Annotated in this window: 21 protein-coding genes; 10 read left to right on the forward strand and 11 right to left on the reverse strand. The window is 76.9% G+C overall.

All coding sequences use genetic code 11. The annotated features are described in order from the left end of the window. The first annotated feature begins 63 nt into the window (after nucleotides 1–63). On the forward strand, nucleotides 64–3,537 hold the full coding sequence (locus tag AB2L28_RS08050) for an ATP-dependent helicase (protein ID WP_370718229.1): 3,474 nt from the start codon (nucleotides 64–66) through the stop codon (nucleotides 3,535–3,537). Continuing rightward, on the forward strand, nucleotides 3,537–6,920 hold the full coding sequence (locus tag AB2L28_RS08055; protein ID WP_370718230.1) for an ATP-dependent helicase: 3,384 nt from the start codon (nucleotides 3,537–3,539) through the stop codon (nucleotides 6,918–6,920). The genes AB2L28_RS08050 and AB2L28_RS08055 overlap by 1 nt, the downstream gene beginning before the upstream one ends. 36 nt (nucleotides 6,921–6,956) lie before the next feature. Here the strand turns inward: AB2L28_RS08055 and AB2L28_RS08060 are convergent, their stop codons facing one another. Genes AB2L28_RS08060 through AB2L28_RS08070 form a run of 3 tightly spaced genes read right to left on the reverse strand, consistent with a single transcriptional unit; the run spans nucleotide 6,957 to nucleotide 9,486 of the window. Next, on the reverse strand, nucleotides 6,957–7,742 hold the full coding sequence (locus tag AB2L28_RS08060) for an NAD-dependent epimerase/dehydratase family protein (protein WP_370718231.1): 786 nt from the start codon (nucleotides 7,740–7,742) through the stop codon (nucleotides 6,957–6,959). Then, nucleotides 7,739–8,566: an endonuclease/exonuclease/phosphatase family protein gene (locus tag AB2L28_RS08065; protein WP_370718232.1), complete on the reverse strand. Its 828-nt coding sequence runs from the start codon at nucleotides 8,564–8,566 to the stop codon at nucleotides 7,739–7,741. Before AB2L28_RS08065 ends, AB2L28_RS08060 begins: the two co-directional genes overlap by 4 nt. A gap of 5 nt (nucleotides 8,567–8,571) precedes the next feature. After that, nucleotides 8,572–9,486 carry a macrolide 2'-phosphotransferase gene (locus AB2L28_RS08070; protein WP_370718233.1) on the reverse strand — a complete coding sequence of 305 codons (915 nt, stop codon included), beginning with the start codon at nucleotides 9,484–9,486 and terminating at the stop codon, nucleotides 8,572–8,574. A gap of 41 nt (nucleotides 9,487–9,527) precedes the next feature. On the opposite strand from AB2L28_RS08070, the gene nudC reads away from it, so the two are divergent. Continuing rightward, nucleotides 9,528–10,499, forward strand: coding sequence for an NAD(+) diphosphatase (nudC, locus tag AB2L28_RS08075; RefSeq protein WP_370718234.1), 972 nt, complete (start codon nucleotides 9,528–9,530; stop codon nucleotides 10,497–10,499). Between the two features lie 16 nt (nucleotides 10,500–10,515). Here nudC and AB2L28_RS08080 read toward each other — a convergent pair whose 3' ends face one another. Next, nucleotides 10,516–11,148: a nucleoside/nucleotide kinase family protein gene (locus AB2L28_RS08080; RefSeq protein ID WP_370718235.1), complete on the reverse strand. Its 633-nt coding sequence runs from the start codon at nucleotides 11,146–11,148 to the stop codon at nucleotides 10,516–10,518. 5 nt (nucleotides 11,149–11,153) lie between these two features. Continuing rightward, nucleotides 11,154–11,414: a mycoredoxin gene (locus AB2L28_RS08085; RefSeq protein ID WP_367639428.1), complete on the reverse strand. Its 261-nt coding sequence runs from the start codon at nucleotides 11,412–11,414 to the stop codon at nucleotides 11,154–11,156. A 199-nt stretch (nucleotides 11,415–11,613) separates the two neighbouring features. Here AB2L28_RS08085 and AB2L28_RS08090 point away from each other — a divergent pair, with 199 nt between their 5' ends. The 4 genes from AB2L28_RS08090 to AB2L28_RS08105 all read left to right on the forward strand — a co-directional run bounded on the left by AB2L28_RS08090 (nucleotide 11,614) and on the right by AB2L28_RS08105 (nucleotide 14,875). Beyond that, entirely contained in the window at nucleotides 11,614–13,725 is a 2,112-nt protein-coding gene (locus AB2L28_RS08090) for an ATP-dependent helicase (protein WP_370718236.1), read from the forward strand. 178 nt (nucleotides 13,726–13,903) lie between these two features. Continuing rightward, nucleotides 13,904–14,170 carry a hypothetical protein gene (locus tag AB2L28_RS08095; protein ID WP_370718237.1) on the forward strand — a complete coding sequence of 89 codons (267 nt, stop codon included), beginning with the start codon at nucleotides 13,904–13,906 and terminating at the stop codon, nucleotides 14,168–14,170. 190 nt (nucleotides 14,171–14,360) lie between these two features. After that, on the forward strand, nucleotides 14,361–14,627 hold the full coding sequence (locus AB2L28_RS08100; RefSeq protein WP_366169432.1) for a WhiB family transcriptional regulator: 267 nt from the start codon (nucleotides 14,361–14,363) through the stop codon (nucleotides 14,625–14,627). Between the two features lie 38 nt (nucleotides 14,628–14,665). After that, nucleotides 14,666–14,875 carry a hypothetical protein gene (locus AB2L28_RS08105; protein WP_370718238.1) on the forward strand — a complete coding sequence of 70 codons (210 nt, stop codon included), beginning with the start codon at nucleotides 14,666–14,668 and terminating at the stop codon, nucleotides 14,873–14,875. Nucleotides 14,876–14,890: 15 nt separating this feature from the next. Here AB2L28_RS08105 and AB2L28_RS08110 read toward each other — a convergent pair whose 3' ends face one another. Next, on the reverse strand, nucleotides 14,891–15,676 hold the full coding sequence (locus tag AB2L28_RS08110; RefSeq protein ID WP_370718239.1) for a hypothetical protein: 786 nt from the start codon (nucleotides 15,674–15,676) through the stop codon (nucleotides 14,891–14,893). A gap of 109 nt (nucleotides 15,677–15,785) precedes the next feature. After that, entirely contained in the window at nucleotides 15,786–15,944 is a 159-nt protein-coding gene (locus tag AB2L28_RS08115) for a DUF5679 domain-containing protein (protein ID WP_179754175.1), read from the reverse strand. Between the two features lie 300 nt (nucleotides 15,945–16,244). On the opposite strand from AB2L28_RS08115, the gene AB2L28_RS08120 reads away from it, so the two are divergent. Then, a complete protein-coding gene (locus AB2L28_RS08120) occupies nucleotides 16,245–16,862 on the forward strand; it encodes a M48 metallopeptidase family protein (protein WP_370718387.1) in 618 nt (205 codons plus the stop codon). A 304-nt stretch (nucleotides 16,863–17,166) separates the two neighbouring features. Here the strand turns inward: AB2L28_RS08120 and AB2L28_RS08125 are convergent, their stop codons facing one another. Together AB2L28_RS08125 and AB2L28_RS08130 are read right to left on the reverse strand one after the other, a co-directional pair. Then, complete coding sequence (locus AB2L28_RS08125; RefSeq protein ID WP_370718240.1) at nucleotides 17,167–17,865, reverse strand: response regulator; 699 nt, start codon at nucleotides 17,863–17,865, stop codon at nucleotides 17,167–17,169. 132 nt (nucleotides 17,866–17,997) lie between these two features. Beyond that, complete coding sequence (locus tag AB2L28_RS08130) at nucleotides 17,998–19,227, reverse strand: sensor histidine kinase (protein WP_370718241.1); 1,230 nt, start codon at nucleotides 19,225–19,227, stop codon at nucleotides 17,998–18,000. A 592-nt stretch (nucleotides 19,228–19,819) separates the two neighbouring features. Between AB2L28_RS08130 and AB2L28_RS08135 the strand changes: the two genes are divergently transcribed. After that, nucleotides 19,820–20,473: a DUF998 domain-containing protein gene (locus AB2L28_RS08135; RefSeq protein ID WP_370718242.1), complete on the forward strand. Its 654-nt coding sequence runs from the start codon at nucleotides 19,820–19,822 to the stop codon at nucleotides 20,471–20,473. A 181-nt stretch (nucleotides 20,474–20,654) separates the two neighbouring features. Here AB2L28_RS08135 and AB2L28_RS08140 read toward each other — a convergent pair whose 3' ends face one another. Further along, nucleotides 20,655–22,226, reverse strand: coding sequence for a zinc-dependent metalloprotease (locus AB2L28_RS08140; protein WP_370718243.1), 1,572 nt, complete (start codon nucleotides 22,224–22,226; stop codon nucleotides 20,655–20,657). 176 nt (nucleotides 22,227–22,402) lie between these two features. Here AB2L28_RS08140 and AB2L28_RS08145 point away from each other — a divergent pair, with 176 nt between their 5' ends. Further along, nucleotides 22,403–23,566, forward strand: coding sequence for a YlbL family protein (locus AB2L28_RS08145; protein ID WP_370718244.1), 1,164 nt, complete (start codon nucleotides 22,403–22,405; stop codon nucleotides 23,564–23,566). Between the two features lie 43 nt (nucleotides 23,567–23,609). Here AB2L28_RS08145 and AB2L28_RS08150 read toward each other — a convergent pair whose 3' ends face one another. After that, nucleotides 23,610–24,197, reverse strand: coding sequence for a PPA1309 family protein (locus AB2L28_RS08150; protein WP_370718245.1), 588 nt, complete (start codon nucleotides 24,195–24,197; stop codon nucleotides 23,610–23,612). Nucleotides 24,198–24,205: the final 8 nt, after the last annotated feature.

Below are 24,205 nucleotides of genomic sequence, written 5' to 3' on the forward strand. Positions count from 1 at the left end.
CCCGCCTGACCCGCCCGGTGCCGTGGGCGGTGCCGTGTCGGACCCGTGTGGTCCGATGGCGGGGTGGTGAGGGTGGAGGACGCGGGCGCGACGGGTGGCGGGACCGGCGGCGGGGGACCGCGCCGGCCGCCGGTGCCGCGGCTGCGGCGCGCCGCACCCGTCGCCGCGGCCGTGTCCTCGTCCGACGCCCGCCAGGACGAGGTCGTCGCCACGCGCCCCGGCAGCGGCCCGCTCGTGGTCGTCGGCGCGCCGGGCACGGGACGGACCCGCACCCTGCGGGCCCTCGTCGCGGCCCGGGTCGAGCGCGACGGCGTCGACCCCGACCGGGTCCTCGTCCTCGCCCCGACCCGCCGAGCGGCCGACCTGCTGCGCGACGACCTGTCCGACGCCCTGCGCCGCACGACGGGCCAGCCCGCCGCGCGCACCCCCCAGAGCTACGCCTTCGGCGTGCTGCGGCGCGTGCACGTCCACGAGGACGTGCCGCCGCCCCGGCTCATCTCCGGCGCCGAGCAGGACGCGATCCTCGCCGACCTGCTCCGCGGCCACCTGGACGCCACGTCCGACGAGTTCCCCGACGCGGACCCCGGGAACGATCCCGGCGGCGATCCCGGCGCGGACCCCGACGACGGGGGAGCACCGGCGCGGGCGGCCGCGCTCGCCGCGCCCGGGTGGCCGCGCGACGTCCCCCGCGCCTCGTGGGGTCTGCGCAGCTTCCGCAACGAGCTGCGCGACCTGCTGATGCGCGCCGTCGAACGGGGGCTGCGCGCCGCCGACCTCGTCGACCTCGGCCGCCGCCACGGCCGGCCCGAGTGGGTCGCCGGGGCTGCGGTGCTGCAGGAGTACCTGGAGGTCAACGCCCTCGGTCGGGCCGAGGCGTACGACCCGGCCGCCGTCGTGGACGAGGCTGTCGTCGCGCTGCGCGCCGAACCGGCGCTGCTGGCCGCCGAGCGCGACCGCTGGGACCTGGTGGCGGTCGACGACGCGCACGACCTGTCCGAAGCCGGGCTGCGGCTGCTCGAGGCCGTCGCCGGTGGGCGCGACCTCGTGCTGACGACGGACCCGGACAGCGTCACGCAGGGCTTCCGCGGGGCGGACGCGCGGACGGCCTCGCTCCTGGCCGACCGCTTCGCCCTGCGGGGCGAGCCGGCCCGCACCGTCGTCCTGGCGACCGACCACCGGCAGCGGCCCCGCCTGCGCGCCCTCACCCGCGCGGTGGCCGGGCGGGTCGGCGCCCTCGGCGGTGCCCCGCAGCGCGCCGCCACCTCCACCCGCGGCGGCGAGGGGCGCGTCGAGGTCGCGGTGCTCGCCTCCCCGACGCAGGAGGCCGCCTGGGTCGCCCAGCGCCTGCGACGGCGCCACCTGCTCGACGGGGTCCCCTGGTCCGGCATGGCGGTCGTGGTCCGTTCGGCGGGCCACACCGCGGCCCTGCGGCGCGGGCTGACCCACGCCGGCGTCCCGCTGGCCGTCCCGCTGGCCGAGGTCCCCGTGCGCGACGAACCGGCGGTCCGCCCGCTGCTGGCCGCCCTCGCCGTCGTGCTCGACCCCGCGGAGCTCACCGGGACCGTCGCCCACGACCTCGTCACCTCCCCGGTCGGCGGCGCCGACGTCGTCGCCCTGCGCCGGCTGCGGCAGTCGCTGCGACGCGCCGAACGGGCGGGCGGGGGTGGTCGCAGCAGCGACGTCGTCCTGGCCGCCGCCTTCGCCGAGGTCCTCGCCGACCCGTGGACCGAGCCCGACGCGGACGGCGCGGACGACGTGGACGGCGTGGACGGCATGGACGACGTGGCCTCCGGTGGGGAGGACGCCGGGTCCCGCTCCGACCTGGCCCGCCTGGCCGGCGAGGACCCCGCCCTGCTGCCCGCCCGGCGCGTCGCCGCCGTCCTGCGCGCCGGTCGCCGCGCCGCCCTGGCCCCCGACGCCTCCGCCGAGACGGTCCTGTGGGCGGTGTGGGACGCCACCGGCCTCGCCGCGCGGTGGCAGCGGTCAGCGCTCGCGGGCAGCGCGCTGGAGGGGGCCGACTCCGGTCGCGCCGACCGCGACCTCGACGCGGTGCTCGCCCTCTTCGAGGCGGCCGGGCGCTTCGTCGACCGCTTCCCCGGCACGGGCAGCGCGCAGCGGTTCCTGGACCAGCTCCGGACCGCCGAGGTGCCCTCGGACACGCTCGCCGACCGGGCCCCGGACGCCGGTGCCGTGACCTTGACGACCCCCCAGGGCGCCGTGGGCCGGGAGTGGGACCTCGTGGTCGTGGCCGGGGTGCAGGAGGGGGTCTGGCCCGACCTGCGCCTGCGCGGGTCCCTCCTGGGGGCCCAGGCGCTCGTCGACGTCCTGGAGGGCCGCGACAGCGAGGGGCCGGGCGCGCGCCGGGCCGTCCTGGAGGACGAGCTGCGGCTGTTCCACGTCGCCGTCTCCCGGGCCCGCGAGGAGCTCGTCGTGACCGCCGTGCGCGCCGAGGACGAGCGGCCCTCCGCCTTCGTCGACCTCGTCGCCGACCTCGCGACCGTCGCCGCCCCCGCCGGGGCCGACGGCGAGGACGAGCGCCCGCTCACCCCCGTCCCGCGGGCCGTCTCGCTGCCCGCGCTCGTGGCCCGGTTGCGGCAGGTGGTCTGCGCACCCGCCGCGCTGCACACCCCGCAGCGGCGGGCGGCGGCCGCCGCCCGGCTGGCCGAGCTCGCCCGGGCCGGTGTCCCCGGCGCCGACCCGGCCGACTGGTACGGGCTGCAGGACCTCACCGACGACGGACCGCTGCGCGCGCCGGAGGACCCCGTGGCGGTCTCCCCCTCCCGCGTGGAGAGCTTCGAGCGGTGCGGGTTGCGCTGGCTGCTGGAGAGCTCCGGCGCCCGGCCGGGGGACTCCGCGGGCCAGTCGATCGGGAACCTCGTGCACCGCATCGCCGCCGAGGCGCCCGAGGCCGACGCCTTCGAGCTGCGCCGGCGCCTCGACGTGCTGTGGCCCACCCTCGGCCTGCCCGACGGGTGGGTCGCCGACACCGCCCGCGCCCGGGCCGAGCGGATGGTCGACAAGCTCGCCGAGTACTACCGGCAGGCCCGCCGCGAGGGCCGCACCCTCGTGGGCGTCGAGCTCGACGTCGACGTCACCGTCGGGCGGGCGCGCATCCGGGGCCGGGTCGACCGGCTCGAGCGCGACGCGGCGGGCCGGCCCGTCGTGGTCGACCTCAAGACGGGCAGGGTGCAGCCGTCGAAGGCCGACCTCGCCCGGCTGCCCCAGCTCGGCGTCTACCAGCTCGCCGCCCAGGAGGGGGCCTTCCCCACGACGCGCACGTCGGCCGCGGGGTCGGGCGGGGCCGCCCTGGTCCAGCTCGGCGGGACCCAGAAGACGGCGCCCCAGCAGCACCAGGTCGCCCTCGACGACGACGAGGACCCCGGCTGGGCGCGCGACCTCCTCACCCGCGCGGCCGACGGCATGGCGGCGGGCACCTTCGAGGCCGTCGTGGGCCCGCACTGCGGGTCCTGCCCGGTGATCGGCTCCTGCCCGGCGCAGGACGCCGGTCGCAGCGTCGTGCACGAGGGGGACCGCTGATGCTCAGCGCCCTGGAGATCGCGCAGCGGCTGGGCCGTCCCGCGCCCACCCCCGAGCAGGTGGCCGTCATCGAGGCCCCCGTCGAGCCGCTGCTCGTCGTCGCCGGCGCGGGGTCGGGCAAGACGGAGACCATGTCGTCGCGGGTCGTGTGGCTCGTCGCCAACGGGCTCGTCGCCCCCGAGGACGTCCTGGGGCTCACCTTCACCCGCAAGGCGGCCGGGGAGCTGGCCGAACGCGTCCGCCGCCGGCTGCGGTCGCTGCGGGCCCACGACCTGGCTCCCCGGGCGGACCGGGCGGTGGGCGCGGCGGCGCCCGACGGGCTCGGCGAGGGCGAACCGGTGGTCTCGACCTACCACGCCTACGCCGCCTCGCTCGTGAGCGACCACGGCCTGCGCCTGGGGATCGAGCCGCAGTCGACGGTCCTGTCCGACGCCGGGGCCTGGCAGCTGGCCTCGGAGGTGGTGGAGACGTGGCGCGGGGATCTGCCCGCCGTCGACGCCGCCCCCACGACGCTGGCCGCGGCCCTCCTGCAGCTGGCCGGGGAGTGCGCCGAGCACCTCGTCGAGCCCGGGGACCTCGTCGGCTTCGTCGACGAGGTCGAGGCGTTCGTGCGCACGCTGCCCAAGGACGACAAGGCCGTCGCCCGGTACGGGGCGGGCGTGCCCGGTGAGCCCTACGCCAAGGTCTCGGCGCTGCTCGCGGTCCAGCAGGCCCGCAAGCAGGTCGTGCCGCTCCTGCGGGAGTACCGGCGGCGCAAGCGCGAGGCCGACCAGCTCGACTTCGGCGACCAGGTGCTCGCCGCGGCCCGGCTGGCGCGGGAGGTGCCGGCGGTGGCCGCCACCGAACGGGCGCGGCACCGCGTGGTCCTGCTCGACGAGTACCAGGACACGAGCTACGCCCAGCTGGCGCTGCTGCGCGCGCTCTTCGGCGACGGGCACCCCGTGACGGCCGTGGGCGACCCGCACCAGTCGATCTACGGGTGGCGCGGTGCCAGCGCGGGCAACCTCGTGAGCTTCCCCGCGCACTTCCGCCGCGCCGACGACACGCCCGCCGCGCGGTTGCCGCTCGCGACGAGCTGGCGCAACGACGTCGGGGTCCTCGCCGCGGCCAACGTCGTCGCCGGGCCGCTCAACGACGCCCTCGACGCGGGCAGCGTCGCGGTGCTCAGGCCGCGCCCGGGCGCCGGCACGGGCCGGGTCCGCACGGCCTTCGCGGCCACCGTGGAGGAGGAGGCCGCCGAGGTCGCGGCACGGCTGGCGGAGGTGTGGCGCGCCGACTCCGAACGCCTGGCCGCCGCCCGCCGGGTGCCCGGTGCCGCGGTGCGGCCCCGCCGCACCGCGGCCGTGCTGTGCCGCAAGCGGTCCCAGTTCGTCGTCCTGCAGCGCGCGCTGCGCGAGGCCGGTCTGCCGGTCGAGGTCGTCGGGCTCGGCGGTCTGCTGTCGACCCCGGAGGTCGCCGACGTCGTCGCCACGCTGCACGTCCTGCACGACCCGGGCCGCGGCGACCACCTGGCCCGGCTGCTGACCGGCGCTCGCTGGCGGCTCGGCCCGCGGGACGTGGCCGCGCTCGGCGCGTGGGCCCGGCAGCTGCAGCGCCGTCGCACCCACGCCGGTGACCCGGACGGGACGGACCCGGTCGACCTGCTCGACCCCGTCGACGTCGTCGTGCTGCCCGACGAGGTCGAGGCGGTGAGCCTGGTCGAGGCCCTGGACGAGCTGCCGCCCGCCGGGTGGACGGGACCGGACGGCCGGGGCCTGTCCCCGCGGGCCCTGCGCCGCCTGGCCCGCCTGGCCGGGACGCTGCGGCGGTTGCGGACGCGCACCCACCTGCCGGTCGCGGACCTGGTGGGGGAGGTCGAGCGCTCGCTGCTGCTGGACGTGGAGGTCGCGGCCCGTCCGGGCAGCTCGCCGTCCTCCGAGCGCGGCAACCTCGACGCCCTCGCCGACGCCGCGGCCTCCTTCTCGGCCGGGGCCCAGCGGCCGGGCCTGGGCGGCTTCCTGTCCTGGCTCGACGCGGCCGAGGTCCGCGAGCGCGGGTTGGAACCGGGCGCCGCCGACGTGGCGACCGATGCGGTGCAGCTGCTCACCGTCCACGCGAGCAAGGGCCTGGAGTGGGACGTCGTGGCCGTGCCGGGGCTGGTGGAGAAGAGCTTCCCCGCCTCCGGCGACACCGCCCCGGGATGGCTGGGCGGCGCCAGCTCGCTCGGGGTGCTGCCCTACCCGTTGCGCGGGGACCGCGCGAGCCTGCCGGAGTTCGCCCTCGCCTCGGCCGCGACGCAGAAGGAGCTCGACGTGGCGCGCGAGGACTTCCTCGCGGCCTGCGGGGACCACCAGCTCGCCGAGGAGCGCCGGCTGGCGTACGTCGCGTTCACCCGGGCCAGGGAGGAGCTGCTGCTGTCGGGGGCCTCCTGGGACGAGGCCACCAGGCCCCGGGACCCGTCGCGGTTCCTCCTGGAGGTCCTGCAGGCGCCGCCCGGCACCGTCCCGGGGCTGGTGTCGTTGCCGCCGGCGCCGCGGCCCGAGCCGGACGCGGTCAACCCGCGGACGGCGAACCCGCAGCGCGTCGTGTGGCCCGTGGACCCGCTGGCCGCGCGGCGCGGTGACGTCGATGCCGGGGCTCGGCTCGTCCGCTCCGCGCTGGCGGGAGGGGCCGAGGAGACCGAGGAGACCGAGGACGAGGAGGCGCGCGCCTGGAGCGAGCAGACCGCCCTCCTGCTCGCCGAGCGGGCCGCGGCCCACCAGACCCCCGGGGTGCTGCTGCCGGCGCACCTGTCGGCGTCCCGCCTCGTGGCCCTCGCGCAGGACCCGGACGCGTTGGCGCTGCAGCTGCGCCGGCCCGTGCCGCTGGAACCGCGACCGGCGACCCGGCGGGGCACGGCCTTCCACGCCTGGCTCGAGCAGCGGTTCACCGCCAGCTCGCTGCTGGACCTGGTGGACCTGCCCGGCTCGGCCGACGAGGACGCCGGCGACGACCGCGACCTGGCGGCGATGCAGCGCACCTACCTCGCCTCGGAGTGGGCTTCGCGCGACCCCGTCGCGGTGGAGGTGTCCGTGGAGACGCCGGTGGCGGACCTCGTGGTCCGCGGGCGCATCGACGCCGTCTTCGCCGCGTCGGGCCCGCAGGGGCGCACGCGCTGGGACGTCGTGGACTGGAAGACGGGCCGACCCCCGGAGGGGGCCGCGGCGCGGGCCCGCGACGTCCAGCTCGCCGTGTACCGGCTCGCCTGGTCGCGCTGGCACGGCGTCCCGCTGGAGGACGTGAGCGCGGCCTTCTTCTACGCCTCCACGGGGGACACCGTGCGGCCGGTGGACCTCCTGGACGCGGACGACCTCGAACGGCTGGTCCGGTCCGTGCCGACGGTGGGTGGCGGCGAGCGGGGGTGACCGGCGGCGAGCGGTGTGACCGGGGGGTGACCGGACTCAGCCGCCGGGCGCTCGCGGGACGTCCGGCGGCGGGCACGTCGTCACGTCCGTCCCGTCGTCCTCCACGGCGCCGGCGTGGTCGCGCGAGTCCAGCGAGGGCCGGTAGCCGAGCTCGTCCGCGGCGAGCCGCAGGTCCCAGTGCGAGCGCTCCGCGCCCGACACGGCGGGGTACACCCCGGTGACGACGGAGGCCGTCAGGGCCCGCGTCACGAGGTCGCGCAGGTCCTGCGGCCCCAGCCAGCCGGTGAGCTGGCTGCGCTTCGTCGGGACCGGGACGGTGGCCCCCAGCCGCAGACCGATCGTGCTCAGGCCCCAGCGGTGGGCGAACACCCCGGCGACGGCCTCGTCGAACGCCTTCGTCGCCCCGTACGGGCAGCACGGGGCCGGCGCCCACGCCGGGTCGACGGGCACCCGCCCGGTCGCCTCGTACCTGCCCATCGCGTGCACCGAGCTCGCGTAGACGACCCGGCGGACCCCGTGGTCGGCCGCGGCGCCGAGGAGGGCCGCGAACCCGTCGACGTTGGGACTGCGCAGCTCCTCCCACGTCGCGGTCGGGCTCGGGTCGCCCGCCAGGTGCACGACGGCCTCGACCCCCTCCACCGCGCGGGCCAGCAGGTCCCGGTCGGTCAGCTCCCCGGTGAGCACCTCCGCGTCCGCGGGGACGTCGGCGGGGTCGGCCGGTGTCGTGCGGTCCAGCAGCCGCAGCGGCCGCTCACCCAGCCCGGGCAGCAGCAGCTGGGCCACGCGCCCGCACGCGCCGGTCAGGAGCAGGGGAGCGGTCACGTCCCCACCCTGGCACGCTCCCGGCGACCGGGTGCCGGGAGGTTACAGGTGTGCAGGTCGACCACGACGGCGCGGTGGTCGCTGCCCCCGACCTGCTCGATGCGCGCCTCGACGCGGACCCGCTCGTCGAGGCCGTCGGCCAGGGCGTGGTCGAGCTGCACCTTGGGCGAGGGGGCCGGGAACGTGGGGCCGGTGACGAGGGGACGCCACGGCAGGACGCGCCGCACGATCCCCGGCGGCAGGTTGAGGTCGCCCAGCAGGACCAGCGGCCGGGGCAGGGTCCGGGCGAAGTCCCGCACCGAGCGCAACTGCCGGCCCGCGTGCCAGGGCGTGAAGGACAGGTGGGTGCCCAGGACGCTCAGCGGTCCGGCCGGGGTGTCCACGACGGCGGCCACGACGGCCCGCTGCTCGTCGGGCACCAGGCGGGGACCGGACGCGGGGTCCAGGACGGGCAGCCGTCCGCGCCCGGCCGGCATCCGCAACTCCCGGAACCCCAGGGCGGTGTCGTGGCCGCCGCGCACGAGCAGGGCGATCCCGTACGACGGTTCGTCCGGGACGGTCCGGTGGGCGTCCCGGACCCCCTGCGGCGCGCCGGGGGTGCCGTGGACGGTGGCGGCGAACCAGCCGTGCGCCCCGAGCCCGGCCGCCAGCAGCGCGGTCTGGTCGACCCCGCCGCTGCGGGGCAGCAGGTGGTCGACCTCCTGGACGGCCACGACGTCGGCGTCCAGGCGCGCCACCGCCCGCACGAGGGCGTCGGTGTCGATCCGGCCCGTGCGCAGGTCGCGCCCCGAGGCCGCGTTCACCGAGGCCAGGCGCACGCGCACGTCGTTCAGCCCAGGGGGGTGGCGTCGGCGTGGGCGGCGAGCTCGTCGAGCATCCGCCGGGCGTCCTCGACGATCTCGGGGTCCTCGATGCGCAACCCCAGCAGCAGCCAGCGGGCCAGGGCGAGCTCACCGGCGAGCCGGGCCCGCAGCAGCAGGTCGGGGTCGGGGGGTTCGGGCAGGGCGTGCGCGTAGGCCTCCAGGACGGACTCCAGGGCGTCCGGGTCGGCCCCCACCGCGAGCCACGCGAAGTCGTCGGCGGGGTCGGCGATCTTGGCGTCCACCCACCCGGTGATGCCGGTGAGCCGGTCGCCGTCGGTGCGGACGTGCTCGCCCACGAGGTCGCCGTGGACGGGGGTGGCCGCGAACCGCCAGTGCGTCACGTCCTCCATGAGCGCCTCCCAGCGCGTGAGCAGTCGCGGCGGGACGTGCCCGGTCCCGGCGGCGCGGTCCAGCTCGGACAACCGGCGGCGCCGGTACTCCTCGGCGTCGTAGACGGGGACGCCGGCCTCGCTGAACACCGACCCGTCGATCTGGTGCAGGGCCGCCAGGCCCGTGCCGAGGGAGGCGGCCAGTCCCGGACCGGGCCGCAGGGACCCCGGGTCCAGCGGGTGGCCGGGCAGCTCGGGGTGCACGACGCAGCGCCCGCCGTCGGGCAGCGCGAGGGTCCCGGCGACCTCGGGCACCGCGAACGGGAGCGGGTCGACGAGCCCCCCGAGGAGTTCGACCTCGGCGTCGAGGGCGGCGGCCGCGGCGGCGCGGCGGGGGGTGCGCACGACGTAGCGGGTGCCGTCGGCGCCCACCACCAGCGCCACGTCGAAGTCCGCGCCGTCGGCCTCGACCGGGCCGGCCGCGACCACGTCCAGGTTGCGCACGGCGGCGGTGGCGAGGGCGGCGAGGACGCGGGGCGAGCGGGCTGGCACGCCCCCACGGTATTGCGCGGCGGCCTGCTTAGGGTGCAGGTGTGACCCCCGTGCCGCTCCCGAGCCCTCCGCTGAGCAACCTCGCCCTGTCCCGGCAGCACCTGGACCGCAACGGGGTCGACCGCGTGCCGGCCTCGCGGCTGGCCGACCTGTGGGCCTCGCCGGGCACCCGCGTCCTGCGGGTGCACGCCGGCCGCGCTCCCGTCGTGGGCACCCCGGAGGGGCCCCGGCTGGTGCTGCGCGCCCCCACCGAGGTCCCGGCACCGGGGCCGGAGGACCTCCAGCTGTACCTGGGCGTCGAGGACGGCGTGCACCACGTCGCCGTCATCTCCACCGAGGCCGAACCGGAGAGCACGGACGGCGCGGCCGGCGGGGAGGAGTGGCGCGGTCTGCGCGAGGTGGGCGAGCAGCTGCCCGCGCGCGACGCGGGGTTGTTCACCGAGGCGCTGTCCATGGGGAACTGGCACGCCGTGACCCGGTTCTCCCCGCGCACGGGTCAGCCGCTGACCGCGACGACGTCGGGCTGGGTGAAGACCGAGCCGGACGGCCGCGAGCACTTCCCGCGCACCGACGCCGCGGTCATCATGGCGATCATCTCCCCGGACGACCGCCTGCTCCTGGGGCACCAGCCGATCTGGCCGGCCAACCGCTACTCCGTGCTCGCGGGTTTCGTCGAACCCGGCGAGTGCTTCGAGGACACCGTGCGCCGGGAGGCCTTCGAGGAGGCCGGGATCGTCGTCGGCACCGACCCCGACGACGTGCGCTACCTCGGCAGCCAGCCGTGGCCGTTCCCGGCCAGCCTCATGGTCGGTTTCGCGGCCCGCGCGGTGACCACGGAGATCAAGGTCGACGGCGATGAGATCGCCCTGGCCCGCTGGTTCTCCCGGGAGGAACTGACCGAGGAGCTGCGGACCGGTGGGGTCCTGCCGCCCCCGGGCGTCTCGATCGCCCGCCGGCTCATCGAGGCCTGGTACGGCGGGCCGCTGCCCGTCGAGGACCGGCCCTGGGTCTGAACCGCCCGCGTTCTCGCTACTCCTGCAGCAGTTCCGCGGGGTGGCGGGGGTCCTCGCAGTGCAGGACCACCGTCGCGGCGTCGGCCGGGTCCTCGGTCGCCAGGTACCGCTGCCAGCCGCCCGCGACGCGGTCGGCGTCCTCGGCCGGGACCCGCCGGCGGATCGCCGCCTCCGACGTCGACAGGTGCACGACGGCGTCGAAGCCCCACCGCAGGGAGTTCGTCAGCAGGAACGACCCGGCGAGCACCAGCACGGCGTCGTCGGGGACGTCCTCGCGCCGGGCGCGGGAGGCGCGGTCGGTGTCGGGGTCGTAGAGCGAGGGCACCCACCACCGCCCGGTCGGGGCGGCGAGGGGTTCGAGCACCTCGCGGTACAGGCCGGGGACGTCGAGCCAGCCGTCGAGGTAGGCGTCGGGGTCGTCGCGGCCGAACTCGAACCGCAGCGAGCGCGGCCGCCAGAACCCCTGCCACGTCGTCAGCAGCACCGGCCGTGCGACGTCGCGCAGGGCCTGCGCCAGGTGCTCGGCGTACCAGCGGGTGTCGGCGTCGACGGCCCCGTCCACGCCCACCCGGGCCCCCGGCGGCAACGACGAGGCCCACCGGTCGGCGAACTCGCGCGGACCGGTGGGCCGGAAGGTGCTCGTCGGCACGGTCGTCAGGAGAGCTTGGCCTTCACCTCGGCGAGCGAGGGGTTGGTGGCCGCGGAGCCGTCGGGGAACAGCAGGGTCGGCACGGTCTGGTTGCCGCCGTTGACCTGCATGACGTACTCGGCCGCGTCGGGGACCTCCTCGATGTTGACCTCGGAGTAGCTGATGCCCTCGCGGTCCATCTGCGACTTCAGGCGGCGGCAGTACCCGCACCACGTCGTCGTGAACATGGTGACGCTGCCGGCCGCCGGGGCCTCGATCGTGGACACGTCGTCCCGCTCCTTCGCTCGTCCTCACCACGGGTTGTGGATCGCTGACGCCTCCTGCAACGGCGGCGCCCACCCGCATCTTCCCCGGTCCTGCCCCGCCGGGCCCGCCGGGCGACCGCGTCCGGTCCGACCCCCCGTCCACAACGCGCCGCCCCGGGTGCGGCGGAGCACCCGCGCCGTGGGGGAAGATGCCCGGGCGATGACGGACGTGACGACGACCCCGACGACCCCGAGGACCCACCAGGACGCCGACGGCGTGCTCGAGGGGCTGGACCCCGAGCAGCGCCAGGTGGCCACGACGCTCGACGGGCCGGTCTGCGTGCTGGCCGGGGCCGGGACGGGCAAGACGCGGGCCATCACCCACCGCATCGCCTACGGCGTGCACTCCGGCGCCTACGTCCCCAACCGCGTGCTGGCGGTGACGTTCACCGCGCGGGCGGCGGGGGAGATGCGCACCCGGCTGCGCGACCTGGGCGTGGCGGGCGTCCAGGCCCGCACGTTCCACGCCGCCGCCCTGCGCCAGCTGCAGTTCTTCTGGCCGCAGTCGATCGGCGGCACGCTGCCGAACCTCGTCGAGCACAAGGCGCCGCTGGTCGCCGACGCGTGCCACCGCCTGCGCATCCAGGCCGACCGGGCCCGCGTGCGCGACCTGTCGGCCGAGGTCGAGTGGACCAAGGTCATGCTCGTCGACCCCGACGACTACGTGCGGTCGGCGACGGCGGCCGGCCGTGGGGAGCCGGGCGGGCTGGACCTGGCGACCGTGGCCCGGCTCGTGCGGACCTACGAGGACGTCAAGACCGACCGCGCCGTCATCGACTTCGAGGACGTCCTGCTGCTGACGGCGGGCATCCTCGACGAGCGGCCGGACGTCGCCGCGACCGTCCGAGAGCAGTACCGCCACTTCGTCGTCGACGAGTACCAGGACGTCTCGCCGCTGCAGCAGCGGCTGCTGGACCTGTGGCTCGGCGGCCGGCAGGACCTGTGCGTCGTCGGCGACGCCAGCCAGACGATCTACTCCTTCGCGGGCGCCACGCCCGAGCACCTGCTCGACTTCCCGCGCCGCCACCCCGGCGCGACCGTCGTGCGTCTCGTGCGCGACTACCGCTCCACCCCGGAGGTCGTGCAGCTGGCGAACTCCGTGCTGTCCCAGGCCACGGGCCTGCACGCCCGCGCCCGCCTCGAACTCATCGCCCAGCGCCCCTCCGGCCCGCCGCCGTCGTTCACGGCCTACGACGACGACGTGGCCGAGGCGTCCGGGGTCGCCGCGCGCATCGCCGCGGAGATCCGCGCCGGCCGGTCGGCCAAGGACGTCGCGGTCCTGTTCCGCACCAACGGGCAGTCGCAGGCGCTGGAGTCGGCGCTCGCCGACGCCGGCGTCGGGTACGTCGTCCGGGGTGGGGAGCGGTTCTTCTCCCGCAAGGAGGTGCGCGACGCCGTCGTGCTGCTGCGCGGGGCTGCTCGGTCCGCGCTGCCGGGGCACGACCTGGGGGAGGAGACCCGCGCGGTGCTCGGCTCGGCCGGCTGGTCCTCGACCGCGCCGACGGCGGGCGGAGCGACCCGCGAGCGCTGGGAGTCGTTGCAGGCCCTCGTGGTCCTGGCCGACGAGCTCGCGCAGAAGCGGCCCGGTGCGACCGTGGCCGACCTCGTCGACGAGCTCGTCGAACGCAGCCAGGCCCAGCACGCCCCGACCGTCGACGGCGTGACGCTCGCCTCCTTCCACGCGGCCAAGGGCCTGGAATGGGACGTCGTCCACCTCGTGGGCGTCAGCGAGGGTCTGCTGCCCATCTCCTTCGCCGAGACGCCGGAGGACGTCGAGGAGGAGCGCCGACTGCTGTACGTCGGCATCACCCGGGCCCGCGAGGGGATCCACCTGTCGTGGGCCGGGGCGCGGACCCCCGGGGGCCGCGCGACCCGCAAACCCTCCCGGTTCCTCGACGCGGTCCGCCCGCAAGCGGCCCCGGCCGGTCGCCGCCCCGCCGGTGGCGGATCGTCCAAGCCGCGCAGTTCCGGGCCCATGACGTGCCGCGTCTGCGGCGGCGCGCTGAGCGTGGCGGTGGACCGCAAGCTGCGCCGGCACGCCGACTGCCCCGCCAGCTACGACGAGGCGGTGTTCGAGAGGCTGCGCGAGTGGCGCAGCGCCACCGCCAGGGCCGCCGAGGTCCCCGCCTACGTCGTCTTCACCGACGCCACCCTCATGGCCATCGCCGAGGCCGTGCCCGCCAGCACGGCCGAGCTGTCGCGCATCGGGGGCGTCGGTCCGTCCAAGCTGGAGAAGTACGGCGACGACGTCCTCGGGGTCATCGCCGGTTGACCGCCCTGACCCGTTGCGCGGCAACGGGTCAGGAGGTGGTTGAACGCGGTCGGGAAACTCGGTCGGACGACGCGCGGAAAAAGGCGTTGTCGTCCTCGCGCGGGTACCCCTAGAGTCAGGATCACCACAGCGCGGCCACTCCGGTCCGCGCGGCTGCGCACGAGAGGAGGGCGGAACCGTGGGCACCACCACGAACACCACGCAGATCGCGACGACGCGGATCTCGCCGATCACCGCCCTCGTCGCCACCGTGCCCGTCCGCGTCTGCGCGCCGGCCGTCGGTTGCTCCCCGTGGGAGCGCAGCCACGCCTCCACCCCGGTCGTCTCCACGGGTGGAGTGCGCCTGCTGCCGGTCGGCGATGGTCGGCTGCGCGACGCCATGGGTGCCTACGGCGCCTCCCTCTTCCCGTCCGCGGGACCCTCGACCTCGAGTCCACCGGTCTAGTTCTTCGACCGGCAGCCTCCTGGCCGCGGATCCCGACACCTCGGGTCCGCGGCCATTTTGCGTTCGTGGGCTCTTCGACGCCGAACCACCACCGCCGGAGAAACAGTTGAACACCCAGCCCACGACCCGTCGGACCCGACCGAGCACCCGCACCGACCGCACCACCGGAAACACCGGACGAGAGAGGGAGGTGAGCGGCGTGACCCGCCGCCACACGCCGGACCCGCTGCCCTGCCGCCGCTTCGACTCCGAGCTCTGGTTTGCCGAGAAGCCCGACGACGTCGAGCTCGCCAAGTCGCTGTGCCAGGAGTGCCCGCTCGTGAACGCCTGCCTCGCAGGCGCTCTGGAGCGCGCAGAGCCCTGGGGCGTCTGGGGCGGCCAGCTCGTGCTCGCCGGGGTCGTCGTCCCCCGCAAGCGCCCGCGCGGCCGTCCCCGCAAGCACCCCGTCGCCGCCTGAGCGGACGGGCACCCCACGTGAGACCACCAGGAGTCGCCATGTCGTACGTCGAAGAACAACTGCTCCGGGAACGGTTGGCCACCGCCCACCGCGACGCCGCCCGGATCCGGGCCGCCCGCGTGCTGCGGGCCCGCCGGCGGGCCGAGGTCGCCGCCCGCCGGGCCCTCGTCCTCGCGGTCCGCGCCGACCGCGCGGCCGAGCTCGCCGAGGACCTCGTCGCCCCGGACCGGGGGCTCCTCGCCGTCTGAGGGAGGTCCTCGCCGTCACGGGACCGGCAGGTCCACGCACCCGCAGGCCGGGTGCGGCCGCCACCAGCGGTACCGCACCCGGCCCTCGGGCAGCAGCAGCTCCAGCGTCGCCCCGACCGCGGCGGCCCGGCCGCCGTCGAGGTGCGCGAGCACCTGCAGCGCGACGAGCCCGGCCAGCACCGAGACGGTGGCCGCGTCCACCGGCCGCGGGGGAGCGAGGGCCAGGCCGGTGCGCACCGCGGGCCACAGCGGGTCGCCGTCGGTGCGCCACCGGTCCAGGCAGCGCAGGCACGCCGACCGCCCGGGCAGCACGAGCGGACCCACCAGGGCGTCGGTGTCGCGCAGCACCACCGACAGGTGGGGCACGCCGTCGGCCTGCACCCCGTCGGCCGCCACCGGGTCGGCCGCGTGCTCGGCGACGAGCACGAGCAGGTCCGCCGGTGCGCGCGAGGTCGTCGTCCCCGGCACCGGCCGGTCGCACAGCAGCTGCCCCACGCCCGCCGCGGACAGGAGCGGCACGAGCGAGTCGACGGTCGCCGCCGACCCCGCGAGCGCCACGCAGGCCCGTCGCCGCCGGAGGGCCCGGGCCGCGGGAGCCGGTCCCGACGGGTCGTAGGCGGCCCAGGCCAGCACCTCGTCCGCGGGTTCCGCGCGCGGTGCGGGCGCCGGGGCCAACCGGTCGGCGGGGGCGAGGACCGCCGACCGGGGGGAGGCGCCGACCTGCACCAGGCCGTCGGGGCGCCGGACCACGGGGGCCCGGGGCGGGACGGTCAGGACCGGCGGGGCGGGGTGGTCGGGCACGCGGCCACTGTGCCGCAGCGGGCGCACCGGCCCCGGTCGTCGTCCACAGGGGGCGCACCCCCGGCGGGGGCCCGCGGCCAGACCCGGGGGTCACGGCCGCGGGCGCCGGTCAGCTCGCCTTGCCGAGGATGCGGTTGAGGTTGGTCCCGCAGACGGGGCAGGTGCCCTTGGCCATGCGGCGGCCGTTGGTCTCCACGACCTGCCCCTCGGCCTCGCGCTTCTCCTTGCACTTCACGCAGTAGAACTCGCCGCTCCAGGTGTCGGCCATGTCCACTCCTCTGTGTCGGTCCCGAGCCGGTGCGGTCCGGGGACGGCCGGTCCACGGTGGTGGGCCGTGCTGCCGTCGGCTGCTGTCGGCATGGTGCCCCGTCCGTCACCGTGGGGCGCGGCGGCACGCCCGGGTGCCGCGTCCCGACACGACGCGTGCACCGGTGATCACGAGACGGCCCGTCGCGGGGGTGCAGAGGGTAGCCTGCCGGGGGTGAGGGCTCACCAGGAGGGTGCAGCGGTCCTCGGTCCGGCGTCCACCGACGTGGACGGGTCCGGGCTCGAGGCCTCGCGCGCTGCCCTGGAGCGCGAGCTGCCGGACGAGTCCGTCGTGGACCTGCGCGACGTCGACGTGCGCCGCAGCCGGCGCCGCACCCGCACGGTCTCGGCCTACCGCGACGGCGACCGCACGGTCGTCCTCATCCCGGCCCGGTTCAGCTCCCTCGAGGAGCGCGAGTGGGTCCAGCGCATGGTGACGCGGCTGGAGGCCGCCGACCGGCGCCGCAACCCCCTCGACGGGGACCTGCTGGACCGGGCGCGCGAGCTGTCCCGCCGTCACCTCGACGGCCTCGCCCGACCGCAGTCGGTGACGTGGGTCGACAACCAGCACCACCGCTGGGGGTCGTGCACCCCGGCCGACGCGAGCATCCGGTTGTCGAGCCGGCTGCAGGGGATGCCCGGCTGGGTCCTCGACTACGTCCTCCTGCACGAGCTGGCCCACCTGCTCGTGCCCACGCACTCGCGGCAGTTCTGGGGGCTGCTGGAGTCCTACCCCCGCACCGAGCGGGCTCGCGGTTTCCTCGCGGGGATCGACCACGCCACCGGCCACGAGGGGCCGGGGCACCACGACCGCGACGACGAGGTCGACGAGCACGAGTTCGACGGTGGCGCCCCCGACGTGCTGCCGACGACCGGCTGACCGCCCTCCCCACCGCCGGGAGACCACGTCGCGACGCGCCGCTGGAGCGGCACGTTCCACCCCGCTCCTTCGCGGTGGACGGGTCGCAACGCACCACTTCCGCGGTGCGGCACGTTCCTGTGCGGCGCACCGGCGATCCCACGGTCATCCCGCGGCGCGTGCTGGGCACGGTCGTCCCGCCGCCCGCACCGGTCGGTCCAGGGCACGACGGTGCTCGGTCCTGGCGCGGGCCGCGCCTGCGCGAGCTCGGCAACCCCGGCCCGACAGGAGCGCCGCTGCCCGGCGCGGTCGTTCCACGCCCCCGTCAGAGGAGGTCACCGTCGCGGGCCAAGACGCCCAGCTGCACCCGGCTGCTCATGTCCAACCGCGACAGCAGGCGGGAGACCTGCGCCTTGACCGAGGCGGGGGTCACCTCCAGCTCGCGGGCGATCTGAGCGTTGGATAACCCCCGGCCCACAGCCACCACGATGGAACGTTCTCGTTCGTTCAGCTGCTGCACGAGCGTGCTCGCCGCGGCGTCACCGGGACGGTTGGTGACTCGTTCGATGAGCAGCTGCGTCACGGCCGGTGAGAGCACCGGAGACCCCTGGGCGGCGGCGCGGACGGCGGCGACGATGTCGGACGGGGGCGTGTCCTTGAGCAGGAACCCGGTCGCCCCGGCCCGCAGAGCCCGCAGCAGGTGCTCGTCGGTGTCGAACGTCGTCAGCACCACGATCGCCGGCGGTCGTGCCGGGGACCGACCCCCCTCCGGGGTCGCGTCGGGTCCACCGCGCGCCGTGCCCGCGGGGCCCAACAGCACCTCGGTCGCCTCGAGCCCGTCCATCTCCGGCATGCGCAGGTCCATGAGGACGACGTCCGGCTGCAGCTCACGCACCAGGCGAACCGCCTGCGCGCCGTTGTCGGCCGCCCCGACGACCTGCACGTCCTCGGCGCCGTCGAGGACCAGGCGCAGGGCCGAACGGACGAGGGAGTCGTCATCGACGACCAGGACCGAGACGGGCACGGGGCACCGACCTTTCGTGAACGGGGCGATCGTCACCGTGGACGGCGGTGACGGTCCGGGACGGTGGTGTCGGGAGGACGGGAACGGTGCGCGCGTGCCGTGGTGGCCGCGCCGCGGGTGCGGTTCGGGGCTTCACCGCCGACTCCGTCGGCCCGGGGGACGGTGCGGCAGGACGACGTCGAGCCGGAAGCCGCCGTCGGCGGTGGGGCCGTGAGACGCGCTGCCGCCGAGGAGTTCCACCCGCTCGGCCACGCCCGTCAGGCCGTTCCCGGAGCCTCGTGCCCTCAGGTCGTGAGCCGCCGAAGGCCCCTCCCGCGGGGCGGAGTTGACGACGCGCAGGTGGATCTGCGCGGCGTCGACGTCGACGTCGACGTCGGTGTGCGCGCCGGGGGCGTGCTTGCGGGCGTTGGTCAGCCCTTCCTGCACGATCCGGTAGGCCGCACGTCCCGCGGCGCCGGAGGGGGCCTGGACGGGACCGGTGACGTTCAAGGAGACGTCCGAGCCCAGGGCAGTCGCCTCGCGGACGAGCGCCGGCAGGTGCGCGATCGTGGGTGGGGGTCGCAACCCGGCCGGGGTCCCACCGCTCCCGTCGGCGTCCTCGTCCCCGTCGTCCGGAGAACCTGCCCCCGAGGTCCCGACCGACGTCCGCGCCCGCAGCACCCCCAGCACGTCGCGCAGGTCCTGCAGCGCCTCGTGGGCGTTCTCGCGGATGACGGCCGCAGCCTCGGCGACCTGTGAACCGGCGATGTCCTCGCGGTACTCCAGCGCTCCGGCGTGCAGCGACAGCATGGACAACCGGTGGGCCAGGACGTCGTGCATCTCCCGGGCGATGCGGGTCCGCTCACGGTGCCGGGCCCGCTCCTCGCGCAGCTCCTGCTCCGCCTCGACTCGTCGGGCCCGCTCGACGGCCGCCGCCAGCAGATCACGACGCGCCTTCACGTACAGGCCGGCGCACGTGACGAGGGCGATGCCCAGGACGCCGATGGCGACGCCGCCCGGCTCGAGCCAGAGGTCCTGCACGTCGCTGCCGTAGCCGGTCTGCCTCAGGACGAGCACGCCCAGCGCCACGACGGCCCCCAGGCACGCACGTCGCCACGAGCTGCGCACCGCCAGGGCCCCGAGGGCCACCAGCGCGGCGATGACCACGTCGCCGTCCACGGCGTACAGCCCGGTGGTCGCGACCGACACCGCCAAGGGCCACCGCCGGCGGAGCACCAGCAGGACCACCACGGCCGTGCTCAGCACCGCCGCGGCGACCAGTTCCCCGGCCCCGGCCGCTCCACCCAGGAGGTCGGCCGCGGACACCAGCACGGTCGCCCCGGACGCCACCAGGACGAAGGCCTCGCGCAACGCGCGCAGCACCGCGAAGGACGTCGAGGACGTCCCAGGCCCCCTGCTGCGTCCCGACCGGACCCGCCCGCCGGTCTCGTCCCGGACGCCGTCGGGGTCCGCGTCGCGTGCCGCCGGTGGACCCGCCGACCCGGTGGGCCGGGGGAGGAGCCGGGACCCCCGGTCGTCGGAGCGCCGGTCGTCGGCACGCCCCCCGCTCACCGGCGAGGACCTCTCGACGTCGACCCGTCGCTGCCGCTCAGGCGTGGTGGCACACCCCGACGGTAGGAGACCGGACCGGGCGGCGCGAGACCTGGAGGGCCGGCGAGGTGGTCCGGTCGGACCGCCCCCCGGTCCGGGTGGCCCGGGGGGGCGTGGCGGTCGGACCGGGGCGGACGCACCCGGCGGGCGACGCTGCGACCGGGGCCGGCGAACCAGCGTGGTGGTCGTGCTGACAGACGACGACCTCGACGGCGACAACCGTTCCGGCCCGGGCGGATCGGCCGCCGTCCGACCCCCGCGCCCGGCGGCGGCCGACACGGTCCGGGACCCGGTGAGGACCGGGCGGGCCGGGTCCCGCGGGCTGCCGCCGCCGACCGCTCGACCGGCCCGGTGGAGGCCGGGGGTGACCCCGGGACGCCCCTGCGGGCGGCGTCGACCGGTCGGGCCCTCGATCGGCGCCGCGGCGGCCCTGTCGGCCCTGGCCGTCATCTGGGGTCTGCGCTCGTCGACGGGTGCCGACGTCTACGTCAGTCAGCTGGGTGCGGAGGGCCAGGGCACCGCCCCCGCCTTCAACGGCGCCCTGTTGCTGCTGGCGGCCGGCGGGCTGCTGGTGGCTCGTGGCTGCCGGGACCACCGGAACCGGGTGGCGCTGCTGGGGGCCTGGTCGGTCACGACCACGTTGACCACGGCCAGTGCGGCGTTCGCCGTCGCCTCCCAGGTGACCTGCACCGCCGGGTGCCCGGTCCCCCTGACCCCGGGGGCCGGCCTGCAGGACCTGATCCACGTGGTCGTGGCGGTCGTGGGCTTCGGAGCCGCTGCCTGGGCCATGCTGCAGGTCTGCTGCAGCGCCGTGCCGCGCGGGGTGCGGCTGGCCTCGGGGGCCGCTGCGCTGGCCGTGGCGTCGGTCGCTGCGGCCGGTGGGCTGCTGTCGGTCTTCGGCGTCGCCACCGACGTGGGTGCGTTGCTGGAGTTCAGCGCGATGACCGTCGCGGTCCTGTGGTTGGCCGGCTACGCGTCGTGGACCTCCCTGTCGGGTCCGGTGGACGGGCCCGGCTGACCTCGCGCGCGACGCCCCGGCCGAGCAGCCGCCCGGAGGCTGCCGACCACGGCGAGGGGACGAACACCGTCGCGCCGGGGCGGGCGGGACGCGGGTCGACCGCCCGGTCGTGCCGACCGGGCCGGGGACCGCGGGGCCGGGCCGGACCCCGTCCGGCGGGGGACCGGGCCCGGTCCGGGACTCAGCCCTGCGGGTCCTTCCCCCGGCCGTCCTCACCGCTGCCGCCGTCGAGCAGTTCGCGCAGCGCGGCGTCCATGTCGTCCTCGCCCTGGTCCCCGGCCCGGGGGCCGGCGCCGTCGACGCGGCGGTCGACGAACCGCGTCGCCGCGTCGGCGTCGTCCAGGTCCTCGGCCACGGGCAGCAGGTCCGGGTGGTCCCAGACCGCGTCCCGGACGCTGCGGCCCCCGCGGGTGAGCAGCTGCTCCCACAGGGCGCTCGCCTCGCGCGCCCGGCGCGGGCGCAGCTCCAGACCGACGAGGACGGCGAACGCGTGCTCGGCCGGTCCACCCGTCGCGCGGCGCCGGCGCATCGTCTCGCGCAGCGCGTTCGCGTGCGGGAGGACGTTCTTCGCCGCCTCGTCGGTGACGTGGTCGACCCAGCCCTCGACGAGCGCGAGCGCCGTCTCCAGCCGGGCCAGGGCGGCCTTCTGCTCCGGGCTGCTCTCCGGCTCGAAGATGCCCGACTGCAGGGCCTCCTGCAGCGACTCCGGGTTCGACGGGTCGACCTGGCGGGCGGCCTCGGCGATCCGGTCGGTGTCCACGGAGATGCCGCGCGCGAACGACTCCACCGAGCCCAGCAGGTGCGAGCGCAGCCACGGCACGTGCGCGAAGAGGCGCTGGTGCGCCGTCTCGCGCAGCGCCAGGTAGCGCCGCACCTCGTCGATCGGGACCTCGAGGCCGTCGGCGAACGCGCGCACGTTCTCCGGCAGCAGCGCGGTCCGGCCGGTGGGGGACAGCGGGAGCCCGACGTCGGTCGTCGACAGCACCTCACCGGCGAGCTGGCCGATGGCCTGCCCCACCTGCATGCCGAACACGCCGCCGCCGACCTGGCGCAGCATCGCCCCGGCCGAGCCGAGCATCGCGGCCATCTCCGGCGGGGCCTGCGAGGCCATCGCGTCCCCCATGGCCGAGGCCACGTTCGCGGCGACGGGCTCCACGAGCTGGCGCCACACCGGCATCGTCTTCTCGACCCACTCCGCCCGGCTCCACGCCTCCAGCGACGTCGCGGCCTGCGCGAGGTCGGTGACGCCGTCCAGCCACAGGTCGGCCACCCGCAGGGCGTCGTCGACCTCGCGGCGGTCGACCGCGTGCGGCGTCGGGTCGCCCTTCGCGGCGGCGGCCTGCCGGGCGAGGTCGTGCGCGACGTCCCAGTTCACGGGGGCGTCGGAGGGGTTGGACAGGAACTTCTGCAGCTGGGACAGGATCTGCCCCATCATCGCCGGGTCGAACCCCGCGTCCCCGAAACCGGGCAGGCCCTGCGGCAGACCGCCGGGGAAGCCACCGGGGAACCCGCCGGCACCGCCGCCGGGGAACTGCCCGCCGAACAGGGGGCCGAGGAGCTCCTCGAGGGGGTTGGCCGGACCGCCGGAGTCCCCGCTGCGCGGTTCCGGCTTCCTCCCGGGCGTCCCGGACGGGCGGAACCCGGGCTGACCGCCGCGCTCCTCCTGCTCGCCGGAACCCTCCTGGCCGTCCCCGGAGCGGTCGCGCCCCTCCTCCGGCTCCTCGCCCGGTGTCACGTCGTCTCGCTGGCCCACCGTGTCCTCCGCTCGTCGACCTGCGGGTCCATCATGGCCTCCCGCCCCTGGCCCGACGAGCGGCGGGTGGTGCCCGTTCCGCCGCCGGTGGTCGTTGCGCCGAGGGCGAACGCGGCCCGGCGGCCCCGGGCGCGGACCCGCAGCCCGCTGCCAGGGGGCGACCGTAGAGTGCCGGGGTGTCCAGCGACCCGGTCCCCGAGAGCGGGGGGACGCCCCCCGGCGCGCCGCCCACCGGCCTCGACCCGGCCGGGGTGGGGAGCGCCGGGGCGGCGCGCGCCGGGACCCTGGGGGCCGGCAGCACCCTGCTGTCCCTGTCGGCCTTCGCCGCCGTCGCGCTCGCCGCGGTCTTCGGGGTCGTCCACGTCCCCTACGTGGCCTTGAGCCCCGGGCCCGTGACGGACGTCCTGGGCAGCTCGTCGGGAGGTGACGGGCTCGTGGAGATCTCCGGCCGGCAGACCTACCCGACCGAGGGGCGGCTCGACCTCACGACGGTGTCCCTGCGCGGCGGCCCCGGTCTGGGGATGAGCCTGGGCGAGACGCTCCTGGACTGGCTCGACCCCGCGGTGAACGTCGTGCCGCGCGAGCTGTACTTCCCCCCCGACCAGTCCCGGCGGGAGGCCGACGAGCAGTCGGCCGCCGAGATGACGGGGTCCCAGACGAACGCCAAGGTGGCGGCCCTGACCGAGCTCGGCATCGACGTGCCGAGCACGACGACGACCCGGGTCGAGGAGGTCGGCGCCGACGTCCCCGCCGCGGACGTGCTGCGCCCCGGGGACGTCATCACGAGCGTCGACGGCCGTGACGTCGCCGGCTTCCCGGAGCTGCAGGCGGCGGTGCGGGCCCTGCCCGCCGACGCGCAGGTCCGCCTCGGCATCACCCGCGGCGGCGAGGCGCGGACCGTGACGACGCGCACGGTCTCGGCGAACGGGACGACGCTGCTGGGCATCACCCCGCACGTCGACTACCGGTTCCCCTTCAGCATCGACATCGCCATCGACGACGTCGGCGGCCCCAGCGCCGGGACGATGTTCGCCCTCGCGATCGTCGACGAGCTGACGCCGGGGGACATGACGGGGGGTCAGCACATCGCCGGGACGGGGGCCATCGCGGCCGACGGCACGGTCCTGCAGATCGGCGGCCTGCGCCAGAAGGTGATCGGCGCCCACGACGCCGGGGCGCGCTGGTTCCTCGCCCCGCGCGCCGAGTGCGACCAGGTCGCGGGCGCGACGCCGTCGGGCACCACCGTCGTGCCGGTCTCGACCCTGCACGAGGCACGGCTCGCCGTCGAGGCCATCGGGCAGGGCCGGGGGGCCACGCTCGCGACGTGCGAGGCGCCCTGACCGGTCCCTGACGGGCCCCCGACCGACCCGGCCGGCGGTCCTCTCAGTCCTGCAGCGTGGCCGCCAGGGCCCCCACGAGACCGGGGACGAGGTCGGCCCCGGTCGCGACCTCCCCGTCGGAGTCCTTGGAGCGCGAGCGCACGGCGCACTCGTGGCGGCCGTCGCGCAGCACGCCGACGGCGATGCGGACGTCCTCGGCGAGCGGGTGGGCGGCCAGCGCGCGGGCACGGCCCGCCTCGTCGTCACCGGCGGTGACGGCGCGCACCTCGGTCTCGGCGTCCGGCGGGACGAGGATCCTCTCCACCACCAGCGCGGCGCCGTCGACGCCGTCCGGCCAGGCCAGCTGGCCGAGCAGCTCGTCGAGGTCCGCCACGGCCGGGACGCCCTCCTGCTCCACCGAGGTCAGGTGGTCGGGGTCGGCGCGGGCCTCGTCCAGGACGTTCGGGGGCAGCCGCCGGGCCAGGCCCGGGTCGCGGTCGAGGGCGTCGGCCGTGCGCACCAGCGCGAACAGGCGCAGCGGCGCTCCCCAGCCGTCCGTCGCCACGTGGCGCTCGATCTCGGCGACCGTCCGCCACAGCCCGGAGGGGCGGGGGGACGTGGGGGCGGAGCGGGGGTCGGCGTCGGGACTCACGGCCCCGA

Origin of the sequence: Kineococcus mangrovi (assembly GCF_041320705.1) — a bacterium.
GTDB lineage: Bacteria > Actinomycetota > Actinomycetes > Actinomycetales > Kineococcaceae > Kineococcus > Kineococcus mangrovi.

Coding starts and splice junctions, on each gene's coding strand:
- AB2L28_RS08090 (WP_370718236.1), top strand. CDS start 11,614: ATGACGGACGTGACGACGACCCCGACGACCCCGAGGACCCACCAGGAC.
- AB2L28_RS08115 (WP_179754175.1), bottom strand. CDS start 15,944: ATGGCCGACACCTGGAGCGGCGAGTTCTACTGCGTGAAGTGCAAGGAG.
- AB2L28_RS08055 (WP_370718230.1), top strand. CDS start 3,537: ATGCTCAGCGCCCTGGAGATCGCGCAGCGGCTGGGCCGTCCCGCGCCC.
- AB2L28_RS08105 (WP_370718238.1), top strand. CDS start 14,666: ATGTCGTACGTCGAAGAACAACTGCTCCGGGAACGGTTGGCCACCGCC.